Origin of the sequence: Amycolatopsis sp. NPDC051102, from assembly GCF_040682815.1 — a bacterium.
GTDB lineage: Bacteria > Actinomycetota > Actinomycetes > Mycobacteriales > Pseudonocardiaceae > Amycolatopsis.
Genome location: NZ_JBFBBT010000010.1, coordinates 134,374 through 145,889, shown reverse-complemented (window position 1 = coordinate 145,889; position 11,516 = coordinate 134,374). Strand labels below are relative to the sequence as shown.

7 protein-coding genes are annotated in these 11,516 nt (G+C 72.3%); all 7 read left to right on the top strand.

What is annotated here, in order from left to right; all coding sequences use genetic code 11:
• Positions 1-85: 85 nt before the first annotated feature.
• The 7 genes from AB0M93_RS26820 (at position 86) to AB0M93_RS26790 (ending at position 11,497) form a co-directional block, all read left to right on the top strand.
• Positions 86-1,315: a DUF222 domain-containing protein gene (locus AB0M93_RS26820; protein ID WP_364277469.1), complete on the top strand. Its 1,230-nt coding sequence runs from the start codon at positions 86-88 to the stop codon at positions 1,313-1,315.
• 867 nt (positions 1,316-2,182) lie between these two features.
• Positions 2,183-3,025: an ESX secretion-associated protein EspG gene (locus tag AB0M93_RS26815; RefSeq protein ID WP_364278020.1), complete on the top strand. Its 843-nt coding sequence runs from the start codon at positions 2,183-2,185 to the stop codon at positions 3,023-3,025.
• A 14-nt stretch (positions 3,026-3,039) separates the two neighbouring features.
• Positions 3,040-3,510 (top strand): hypothetical protein, encoded by a 471-nt coding sequence (locus AB0M93_RS26810; protein ID WP_364277466.1) that lies wholly within the window; start codon positions 3,040-3,042, stop codon positions 3,508-3,510.
• 8 nt (positions 3,511-3,518) lie between these two features.
• Positions 3,519-5,555, top strand: a complete 2,037-nt coding sequence (locus tag AB0M93_RS26805; protein ID WP_364277463.1) for a hypothetical protein — start codon at positions 3,519-3,521, stop codon at positions 5,553-5,555.
• Positions 5,556-5,559: 4 nt separating this feature from the next.
• Positions 5,560-5,907 (top strand): type VII secretion target, encoded by a 348-nt coding sequence (locus AB0M93_RS26800; protein WP_364277460.1) that lies wholly within the window; start codon positions 5,560-5,562, stop codon positions 5,905-5,907.
• The gene (locus AB0M93_RS26795; protein ID WP_364277457.1) at positions 5,904-6,449 is read left to right on the top strand and encodes a YbaB/EbfC family nucleoid-associated protein; all 546 of its coding nucleotides are present in this window, start codon (positions 5,904-5,906) and stop codon (positions 6,447-6,449) included. Before AB0M93_RS26800 ends, AB0M93_RS26795 begins: the two co-directional genes overlap by 4 nt.
• Complete coding sequence (locus AB0M93_RS26790) at positions 6,443-11,497, top strand: RHS repeat-associated core domain-containing protein (RefSeq protein ID WP_364277454.1); 5,055 nt, start codon at positions 6,443-6,445, stop codon at positions 11,495-11,497. Before AB0M93_RS26795 ends, AB0M93_RS26790 begins: the two co-directional genes overlap by 7 nt.
• Positions 11,498-11,516 lie beyond the last annotated feature (19 nt).

Here is an 11,516-nt window from a genome sequence, read left to right as displayed (position 1 = left end):
TTGTCCTACTTCTTCCTTCTTCGGCTTCGCTGGTTGCACCCGTTCGTGTGATGATCAGGTGTTCGATCGTCGGTATTGTCGAGGTATGGCCCCGAACGTGATGCAGGAAGCCGAGGCGGTGGCGCTGGCCGACCGTGTCGGTGAGCTGCTCACGGCCATCCGGTCTGCTGAGGCTGAGCTGGGTGCGGTGTTGGTGGAGATCGAGCAGCGCGGGGTTATGGAGCTGTTCGGCTACCGTTCCGTCGCACGGCTTCTCGAGCATCTCGCGGATGTGCCGAAGGCGGCGGCGGAACGGGCGGTGCAACGTGCCCGGGCTCTCAATCCCGGCCGCGCTCTCGACGGCACCCCCATTCCCGCCCTGGCCCCGGCCACCGGCGCCGCGGCTCTGTCTGGTCGCCTCAGTACCCCGATGATCGACGTGATCGTCGGTGCCCTCACCGACATCCCGCCCGAGCACCGCGACACCGCCGAGGATCACCTGTTGTCTTTCGCCGCCGAGGCGGGGCACAAGCAGGTTGCTGCGCTCGGTGCGCGGATCCTGGCCCACCTCGACCCTGACGGCCCCGCACCCGAGGACACTGAACCGGCCACCCCGACCCGGGAACTGTCGCTGCGGCGGAAGAGATCCGGGATGTGGGAGCTGCACGGCAGGTTCGATGATGAGACCGGTACCCGCGCCAGTGCCCTGCTGGATGCGTTGGCGCAGCGCCGCACCACCGACGAGGGTCCGGATCTACGGTCTCCGCAGGAACGCTACGGCGACGCTTTCTCCGACACTCTCGACTTGGCGTTGAACTCTCCGGACTTGCCGATGCAGGCGGGGGAACGCGCCCACGTCCTGGTCGCCGTCTCCCTCGATGACCTCAAAACCGGGGTGGGTGCGGCGACGTTGGGCGACACCGGCCGCATCTCCGCCGCCGAGGCGCGGATCCACGCCTGCGACAGCATGATCATCCCCGCGGTGCTGGGCGAGAAAAGCGAACCCCTCAATCTCGGCCGCCTCCGCAGGTTGATCTCCGCCGGCCTGCGCCGCGCCCTGTACCTCCGCGACCGCGGGTGCGCCTTCCCGGGCTGTCACCGCCCACCGCGGCATTGCCAGGGGCATCACATCCGGCACTGGGCCGAGGGCGGCCCCACCGATCTGGGGAACTTGGTGTTGATGTGCGCCTACCACCACCGGCTCCTGCATCGCTCCGGCTGGGAAGTCCGCATCGCTGCCGACGGCCTCCCGGAGTTCCTGCCACCGCGCTTTCTGGACAAACTCCGAAAACCCAGGCGCAACAACCTGCACCAACCGCTGCCCTTCGCAGCCTGAAGACGGGAAAGGCCCGCAGCCCCACGGCTACGGGCCTACACCCACACCCCACCGGGCGCAGCAAAGGCCAACAGCCACCCCGCCCGACATGGCTCACGCGCACCGTCCTCGAGGAACCCGCCCGCGCCACTTGTCGTGTGCGGCAAGGCCACCGCACAGCAAAAGGCCACCAGTGGCCAACAGCCCGCCGGACATGACCCCGCGCGCCATACCCAGGGAACCCGCCAGCGCCACCTGCCGTGCGCAGCAGAGGCCGTCGCGGCGAATAGCCACCCAGGCCGACCGCAAGCCGCAGCAGAATCTCCCCGCCAGCCCATTCGTCGAGCTCCCGGCCACGTGATCTGCCCGATTCCCAGCTCAATCGCGTCGAAGAGCGATCCCGCTCGTTCTCCCCGCGTCAGCGGCGTAAACCGGGCCACCGGCCATCAGCAGCAACCGCGACCAGCGGCCAGCAGGCACCCCGACCCGCAAGCCGCAGCGGAATCTCCCCGCCAGCCCATTCGCCGCGCTCCCGGCCACGTGATCTGCCCGATTCCCAGCTCAATCGCACCGAAGAGCGACCCCGCCCGTTCTCCCGCGTCAGCGGCGTAAACCGGGCCACCGGCCGGCAGCAGCAACCGCGACCAGCGACCAACACCCCCCGACCGCAGGCCAGCAGCAGAACCTGCTCCGAGCCACCCACCGCACCCCGCGGCCCGTAAAGCCACGCCACCCGTTCGAGGGGACTGACTTCCCTTGCCCAACCTGTCCAGGGATTGTGGTCTTTCGGGCATCCGGGCGACGGTCCCGACGCGGGCCGGTCGTGCACTGCTACTGTTCGTGGGGAACTTGCTTGAAGGCTTGACGAAAAGGATCCGGCGAGGGGAAATGGCGGAGCGGTTCGAGTTCGTCCTCGAGGTCTTCGAAGCCCTCGTTGTCGGCCGGGCGACCGGGGGGGATGTGCAGCGTTACCCCCTTCGTGCCGGTCATCTGCCCAGTGATCCCGTGCGGTTCGTGCGGGTTGCCCGGCAGGTCTATGACGCCCTTGAAGAACGGCGGCTCTCCGTCTCCGGTGAACTTCACCCCGGGGTGCGGACCGCCTTCGAACTGCTCGCCGAGCCCCGGGTGTCGGTCGCCGTCAGCGGGATCGATGGGCTCGGGGCCGATGTGGCCGTTCTCGTCGTCACCGATGGTGCTCAGGCGCTCGGGATCACCCAGGCTCCGGACACCGATGACCTGCTCTTCTCCCTCTTCGCCGACGAGGACCTCGTCGAGGTCGTCACCGGGGTGCTTCCGCCCGCTCCCGCCGCCACCACCGGGCGGCACGTCGTGCACCGGGCTGCCGGGCGGGAGGTTTCGGCCATGACCGCCAAGCGGATCGCCGAGGCCGAATTCGACGAAGAAGAGACCGATGCCTTCGGGATGATCGAGGTCAAGGCCGTCGTGCGGCCCGGGCGGCGGGCGCCGGCGCCGAAGTCCTCCGATGTCGCCGTGCTCGAACGGGTGCTTGCCGAACCGCGGCTCGGGGGTGGGCACATCGCCGTCAGTGCGCAGGGGCGGCGGGGGGAACGGCTGGCCGGTGAGCCGCTGAGCTGGCTCGACACCGCCGATGGCCGGTACCTCGTGCACACCCGGACCGGGGAGTCCGGGGAGCTGACCGCCGAATACGTGCCGGCCGGGCGGGCCGATCTCGCGCGGGCCATCCGCGACGCGATCGCCGCCGTCTACTGATCGGGGAGGACCAGATGACGACCGATGAGACCGCCGCGACGGTCCAGGCTGTCCAGGCCACCAAGCAGCTCCAAGCCGCCACGACCCCCGAGACGAAGGCCGTGGCCGCGCTTCGGGTCGGGCTCGCCGGGGCGCAGCTGAAGCGGCTCGCCCAGAGCGGTGGCTTCGCCATCGACGACACCACCGGCAACCAGCTGATCGAGGCGCTCGAAGGCGTGCTCGAGTCCCTCGAAGCGCGGTGGGCCGCCCTGCAGCGGCTGCACGACGCCCCGGCCATGAGCCGGACCGCCACCGGGCAGTGGGTCTCCGCGCACATGGTCAGCACCGCCGCCGACGAGCACGGCCTGGTCACCCAGCTGCAGGCCGCGCGGCAGGAGTTCCCCACCTACATCGAAGCCATCAAGCTGGCCAAGCAGAACTACAAGTCCCGGGAAGAGACGACGCAGAAGACGTTGACCTCGCTCCCGACCGCCGACCAGAGCTGAGGGAGACCGTGGCACCCACCGCCGAGTCCGTCTCGGACCCGTCGTCGCCGGACTACGACCCGCGCAGTCCGCTCTACGACGTGACCGCCGATTCGTCGTCGAAGTACTACGTCGGGCCGCTGACCACGGACCACTCGCCCTCGGGCGACCAGATCCGCGAGATGGCCACCAGGCAGGTCGACGACGAGATCCGGCGCGGCTGGCTCGGGCCGGTCGTCGACCCGGTGCTGCGCGACAAGAAGATCCAGGAGCTCTACCAGCAGCACCTCGACGACGCCAAGCACGGCCTCGACGAGGGTCTCACCATGCGTGAGAACGGCGGCGCGCCGCGCACGCTGTGGACCAACGCCAGCCACGAACAGATGAACGAAGCCATCACGCAGGACGCCAACCCGGCGACCGTCGCGGAAACTTCGGAAGAATGGGTGCGCGTCGGCAACGACCTCGGCACCCACCAGAAGACCCTCGCCGACGCGATCAACGCCAGCACCAGCAACTGGCAGGGCGGCGCCGGTGACGCCGTCCGCGAGCACCTCGCCGGCGTCGGCAAGTGGCTGGGCGCGACCGCGCAGGGCGCCACGCTCGCCGGCCGCCAGCAGGAGATCCACTCCCAGGCGCTCAACGAGACCCAGCGGCAGATGGCCGCGAACCCGCCGGTCCAGTTTGACCTGCAGTCGACCAACCAGCGCCTGATGTCGATGACCGACCCGGTGCAGTACGCGGCCGCCGCGGGCGAGGCCATGCAGACCTACCGGGCGCAGCAGGCCGCGCGGGAACACGCCGCGCAGATCATGACCCAGTACGACGAGACCATCGGCGGCGCGGTCGCCACCCCGCGCTTCCCGGCCCCGCCGAAGCTGCCGAGCGCGACCGCGCGCACCGCCGGCTCGTCCGCCATGGGTGGCTCCGGCGCCGGGGGCGCGCAACCGCTGATGGCACGGACCGCGATGGACGGCGTGACCCCGCAGACCCCGCTCGACGCGAACGCGGCGGCCCTGGGCGGCGCCGGTGCAGGTGGCGGTGCGGGCATCCCCGGCGGCGGCTCGGGCGCCGGCGGCAGCGGCTTCTCCGGCAGCGGCTTCTCCGGCAGCGGCATCCCGGGCGACGGCAGCGGCTCGGGCAGCGGGTTCTCCGGCAGCGGCATCCCGGGTTCCGGCGGCTCCGGCAGTGGCATTCCAGGCAGTGGCATTCCGGGCAGCGACATCCCGGGCAGCGGCTTCTCGGGCAGTGGCATCCCCGGTGGCGGCAGCGGCGGCGCCGGTGGTGCGGGCTTCACGCCGCCGAACTTCGACGCCCCCGGCGGCCCCTCCGGCGGCAACTTCAGCGGTGCCGGCATCCCCGGCTCGTCGCTGCCGCACTTCGACGACTCGACGACGTCGTCCGGCTTCACGCCCTCCGGCATCCCGGGCGGCGGGGGCACCGGCGGCAGCGGGTACACCCCGCCGTCGATCCCGAACATCCCGGACATTTCCGGCGGGGGCGGCGGGACCGTCCGCGGCGGCAGCCCGATCCCCGGGTTCACCCCGCCCGGCATCGACCCGATCACCGGCCTGCCCACCGGCACCGGTCCGGGTGGCATCCCCGGCGGGGGCACCGGGACCGGCAAGATGCCGACCATCGGGCGCCTCGGCGGGATCAACGGCGAAAGCATCGCGAGCCGGCTCGGTGGCATCGGCGGCGGTGGCGGTGCCGGGGGCGGGTCCCTCGGCGGCATCGGCGGTGGCGGCGCCGGTGGTGGTGCGGCCGGTGGCGGCGTGCGGGGCACGGGCGCGGGCAGCCTGAGCGGCGGTGCCGCTTCCGGCGCGGCCGCGGAAGCCGAAGCGGCGGCGGCGCGCAACGCGATGTCGGGCCGCGGTGCGGCCGGCGCGGCCGGCTCCCCGGGCATGGGCGGCATGGGTGCCGGTGCCCGCGGCGGCAAGAAGGACGACGACAAGGAACACAAGTCGGCCGACTACCTCGAGAGCGACGACCCGAACTTCTTCGCCGGGGAGCAGGTCGTGGCACCGCCGGTGATCGGCGACTGGAAGAACCAGGATTGGAAGTGAGCGCATGACGGCCGCCGGCTTCGAGGTCGAACCGGACGACTTGGTCGCGCACGCGAGTCACGTCGAGAGCCTGGTCGAACGGCTCGGCACCGCGTCCCAGGCGGCCGACACGGCCATGTCCGACCACGCCTACGGGCTGCTGTGCGCGTTCCTCCCGCCGATCATCCGGCCGACGAACGAGCAGGCGAAGGAAGCGCTGACGGCGTCGGGCGAAGGCGTGCGGGGGCTCGCCGACAACGTCAGGACGGCCGCGCAGTCCTATCGCGATGGCGAAGAGGGCAACGCGCAGCCGTTCGAACGTCAGCTCGCGGCGTCGTCGCCGCGCGCGGTGGAAGCGAGGACGAACGCATGACCGGCCCGAACGGCCTGGGGGACCTGATCCGGGACCCCGACGAGACCATCCGCCGGATGGACGACTGGGCGGCCGGGTTCGCGGCGAAGGCGCAGCGGTACCAGGCGGCGCAGGAGCAGACCGAACGGCTGCGGCTGACCGCGACCAGCGCCGACGGCGCGGTCAGCGTCACCGTCGGCGCGGACGGCACCGTCACCGACCTGACGTTCTCGAACAAGGTCAAGTCGTTCCCGCTCGAAGAGCTGTCGCGGCAGATCCTGACGACGATGCGGCGCGCGCAGGCCGGCATCGCCGACCGCGTCGCCGGGGTGATGGCCGAGCAGCTCGGCGACGAGGACCGCGAAACCCGCGGTGCGCTGCTGGACAACCTGCGTGGCCGGTTCCCGAACCCGGACGAGCCGGACGAGCAACCGCCCGTACCGCCGGCTCCGGTGCCGCCGGCCCCGGCGGGTGGCGCGGCGTCCCCGCCCGCCCAGGGCACCCCCCAGGCGCCGCCGCGGCGGCGCACCGACTCCGACGATGAGGACAACAATCCGTGGTGAACCCATTGGTCGCCGAGACCAAGGATTCCACGAAGGCGTATTCGGGTGTTTCGCTGCTGGAGTCGGCGAATGATCTGAAGTCGGCCATCGAAAGTGGCGACTGGGCGTCGGTGGCCCTTGGTGCGGTCGGGACGGCGCTGGATGCGCTGTCGATGGCGATGGACCCCTTCGGTGCGATCCTCGCCGCCGGGGTGGGCTGGTTGATCGAGCATGTGGGGCCGTTGAAGGAGGCGTTGAACGGGCTGACCGGCAACGCCGACGAGATCGCCGCGCAGTCGGAGACGTGGAAGAACGTCGCGACCGAGCTGGGCAGTGTCGGGGAGGACTTGACCGGGATGGTCAAGGCCGACACCGCGTCCTGGACGGGGAACGCGGCGGATACCTATCGGCAGCGGGCGCAGGACACGGTGACGTTGCTGGAGACGGCGCAGAAGGGCTGTGAGGGCGCTTCCAGCGGCGTCAAGACCGCCGGCGAAGTGGTCGCGGCGGTCCGCGCCTTGGTGCGGGACATCATCGCGGAGCTGGTCGGGCATTTGATCAGCTGGGCGTTGCAGGTGGTGTTCACCCTCGGGATCGGGATGACGTGGGTGGTGCCGCAGGTGATCAACGCGGTGGCCAAGACGGCGTCGAAGATCGCTGATCTAGTGAAGCGGCTGGTCACGGCGTTGAAGGCGCTGATTCCGCTGCTCAAGCGGGCCGGGGATTTGTTCGCGGATGCGGCGAAGGCGTTGAAGAACATCAAGCCGGGTAAGGCCGCGCCGCCGCCGAAGCACGCCGACATCAAGAGCGGCCCGAAAGACATCGGCCCGCCGAAGGGCAAGGGCGGCCCGGACGCCCCGCCGCCGAAGACGGACCCGCCGCCAAAGGGCGGCGGCGACGGCAACACGACCCCGTCGGGTGCGCACGGCGACGGCAGCACCACGCCTTCCGGCGCCAAGGGCGGCGGGGACACGCCGCCGAAGACGGACCCGCCACCCACCTCGAAGGGGCCGGACGAGACCCCGAAGTCCCCGGACCCGGCGCCGCCCCCGGCGTCGAAGGGCCCGGACGGCGGCACCGCGCCGTCCGGGACGGGCAAGGGGCCCCAGGCCCCGCCGAAGCTCAAGGACAGCAACCCGAAGCCGGACGAGCACACGACCCCCGCCGCGGACCGGTCGCTGTGCGGCGACCCGATCGACGTCGCCACCGGCGCCGTGCTGCTCGAGCAGACGGACATCGAGCTGCCCGGTGCGCTGCCGCTGGAGTTCGGCCGGACGCACCTGTCGAGCTACCGCGCGGGCCGCAGCTTCGGTCCCACTTGGACGTCCACAGTGGACGAACGGATCGAGGTGGAGCCGGACGGCCTGCACCTCGCCCTGGCCGACGGGACGATCCTGCGCTACCCGGTGCCCCGCGGCATCGAGCCGGTGCTGCCCGAGCACGGCCCGTACCTGGCGCTGCGCCGGGTGCGCCACGGCTTCGTCGTCGGTGCCCCGCAGCACGACCGGATGCGCTACTTCGCCGCCAAGCCGGGGGAGACCACCCTGCCGCTGCGCGCGATCGTCGACGGCGCGGGCAACCGGGTCGTGGTCCGGCACCGCGACGGCGTGCCCGTGGGGATCGAGCACTCCGGCGGGTACCGCCTCGAACTCGACTCGGCCGACGGGCTGATCACCGCCGTGCGCGTGGCGGGGGAGCCCGTCCCGCTGGCCGAATACCGCTACGACGAGCGCCGGCGGCTGGTCGAGGTCACCGACGCGGCCGGGACCCCGCAACGGTTCACCTACGACGCCGACGGCCGGATCGTCCGCTGGGAGGACGTCAACGGCCGCTGGTACGGCTACTCCTACGACTCCGAAGGCCGGTGCGTGCAGGCCCGGGGCGCCGAGGGCTACCTCGACGCCTCCCTGTCCTACGAGCCCGGGCTGACCACGGTCACCGACTCGCTCGGCGCCGTCACCCGCTACCGCCTCGACGAGCGGCTGCGGGTGATCGGCCGGACCGACCCGCTCGGCGGCACCACCAGCACCGAACTGGACCGCTTCGGCCGGGAGATCGCGCGCACCGACGAGCTCGGGCACGTCACCCGCTGGGAGCGCGACGGGGCGGGCAACGTGACCACCGTGGTCCGCGCCGACGGCACCCGGATGGTCACCGAGTACGACGAGGGTGGCCGCCCCGCCTCGGTCACCGGGCCCGACGGCGCCGTCTGGCGCTACGAGCACGACGAGCGCGGCCGCCTGGTCCGCGACATCGACCCGACCGGGGCCGCGACGAGCTACACCTACGACGAGGCCACCGGCACGATGGCCACGGTGACCGACGCCCTCGGCGGCGTCACCCGGTTCGAGGCGAACGCGGCCGGGCTGCCGGTCGCGATCACCGCGCCGGACGGTGCGGTGACCCGCTACTCCTACGACTCCCTCGGCCGGCTCGCGAGCGTCACCGATCCCACCGGCGCGACGACGCGCACCGTTCACAACGCGGCCGGCGACCTGGTCGAGCAGGTGGACCCGGACGGCGCCGTGCACCGCTTCGGTTCGACAGCGGTGGGCCACACCGACGAGCGGACCGACCCGCGCGGCGGCGTCAGCCGGATCTCCTACGCCCAGTTCGACCTGCCGGTCAGCGAGCAGCGCCCGGACGGCGGCGTGCTGCGCTACGGCTACGACACCGAGCTGCGGCTGACGTCGGTCACCAACGAGGCCGGGCTGGTCTGGCGCTACGAGTACGACCCGGCGGGCCGGCTCGTCCGCGAGGTCGACTACAACGGCCGGTCCCTGGACTACGCCTACGACGCCGCGGGACGGTTGATCCTGCGCGGCAACGGCGCGGGGCAGACGATCGCGCTCGAGCGGGACGCTCTCGGGCGGGTGATCCGGCGCCGCAGCGGCGACGAGGTCGCCGAATTCGCCTACGACGCGGCCGACCGCGTCGTCCTGGCCCGCAACGCCCACAGTGAGCTCCGGTTCGCCTACGACGCGCTGGGCCGGGTGGTCAGCGAGTCGGTGAACGGCCGGGCCGTGCTGTCGGCCTACGACGCGCTCGGCCGCCGGACCCACCGGCGCACCCCGACCGGTGCGGAAGCGGTGTTCGCCTACGACGCCCGCGGCCGCGCCACTTCCCTGGCCACCGGCGGGCGCACGCTGCAGTTCGGCTACGACGCCGCCGGCCACGAGACCGCGCGCCGGCTGGTCACCCGGTACGGCGTGGCTGCCGAGCTCCACCAGGCGTGGACACCGGCCGGCCAGCTCGCGGTCCAGACCGTGCGGCGCGGCGAGGCCACCGTGCAGCGCCGCGAATACGGCTACCTGCCCGACGGGTACCTGGCCACGGTCACCGACCTGATCTCCGGGCCCCGCAGCCTCGAGGTCGGTCCCGCCGGCCGGGTGCTGGCCGTCCGCGGCGCCCGCTGGCAGGAGAGCTACGGATACGACGTGGCGGGCGCGATCACCGCGGCCGACTGGCCGGGTGCGCCGGAGGCGAGCGGCCCGCGCAGTTACCAGGGCACGCTGCTCACCGCGGCCGGCGCGACCCGGTACACCCACGACGCCGAAGGCCGCGTCGTGTCACGGGAGCGGGGCGGCCGGCGCTGGGAGTACCGCTGGAGCGCGGAAAACCGGCTCACCGCCGTCCGCACGCCCGAGGGGGTGATCTGGCAGTACCGGTACGACGCCGTGGGCCGCCGGATCGCCAAGCAGCGGCTGGACGCGGCCGGCGTCGTCGCCGAGCAGGTCGAGTTCTCCTGGGACGGCACCCTGCTCGCCGAACAGGTCCACGGCGTTCCCGGCGGGCCGCTCGTGGCCACCGTCTGGGACTGGGCGCCGGACGCCGAGCGCCCGCTCGCGCAGACCGAACGCGTGCTCGGCGACGGCACCGACCGGTTCCACGCCGTGCTGACCGACCTCGTCGGCTCCCCGGCGGAACTGCTGGACGAAACCGGCGCGCTGGCCGGGCACCAGCACACGGCCCTGTGGGGCGCGCTGGTCTCCGCGGGCGGCCACGCGGGCACGCCGCTGCGGTTCCCCGGCCAGTACCACGACGCGGAGACCGGGCTGCACTACAACCTGCATCGCTACTACGACCCGGAGACCGGGCGGTTCGTCTCGCACGACCCGCTCGGGCTGGCCCCGGACCCGGACTCGCTGGCCTACGTCGGCAACCCGACGGCGTCGATCGACCCGCTCGGCCTGGGGAAGGTGACCCCGTGCGCCGCGTCGGGCTCGGGCGGCGGTGGCGGCGGGAAGAAGCCGGACCGCTTCCACCCGTACAGCAAGCCGAACTCGGCCCCGAACAAGGGCAAGCGGCGCGCGCACAAGTACCCGGAAGGCAGCTACGGCGACAAGGACTTCGAGCGCAAGCGGCTCGAGGACAAGTTCGGCTCCAAGATCGACGGCAACAAGACCCACCAGTCCGAGCACACCGCGGGCTTCGACGTGCTGAACGACAACGGCGCCCCCGGCAAGGTGCCCCGGAAGGAGGGCCGGGACCTCGAGAACAACGCGTGGGCGTACTACGAGGAACACGGTGCCCACCGCGCCCACCCGGGCACCGGCACCAGCCACGCCACGCACGATTCGGGCTGGAACGCGCCGACCTACCGGCGTGACCAGCGGGCCGCGATCGAGAACAACGACCCCAACACCGCCGTCCAGCTCAACCAGCTCGGGTACGCGCACCAGCCGGGCTTCCAAGGCAACCACGCCGATCCGGTGATCCGGAACCGGATGGACATGGCCGACGACTCGTACCACCGGATGGTGAACGACGTCCACGCCGGCGGCGAAGGCATGCGCTACAACCCGCGGCCGGGCGCGGCGGTGCCCGACGGTGGCGCGTCGGTGCCGGGCACCGGGCACGTGACGACCCGCCCGCTGAGCGACGCCGACGCCTTCGAGCTGCACGAAGCCCGCAACGCGGCGCGCACCGGCAACTGGCCCGGCGACGACGCCTGGCAGCGGTACTACCCGGACCCGACGCCGGAAGACTGGGCGCGGCTGGAACGGGGCGACTTCGATCCGCCGCAGCTGCCGCCGATCAAGCCCGGCAGCCCGATGAACCTCGACTGAGACGCCCCGGCGCCCGCGT

Bases quoted from the DNA above. Each gene is read 5' to 3' on its own strand.
- AB0M93_RS26800 (WP_364277460.1), top strand. From the start codon at position 5,560: ATGACGGCCGCCGGCTTCGAGGTCGAACCGGACGACTTGGTCGCGCAC.
- AB0M93_RS26810 (WP_364277466.1), top strand. From the start codon at position 3,040: ATGACGACCGATGAGACCGCCGCGACGGTCCAGGCTGTCCAGGCCACC.
- AB0M93_RS26815 (WP_364278020.1), top strand. From the start codon at position 2,183: ATGGCGGAGCGGTTCGAGTTCGTCCTCGAGGTCTTCGAAGCCCTCGTT.
- AB0M93_RS26820 (WP_364277469.1), top strand. From the start codon at position 86: ATGGCCCCGAACGTGATGCAGGAAGCCGAGGCGGTGGCGCTGGCCGAC.
- AB0M93_RS26795 (WP_364277457.1), top strand. From the start codon at position 5,904: ATGACCGGCCCGAACGGCCTGGGGGACCTGATCCGGGACCCCGACGAG.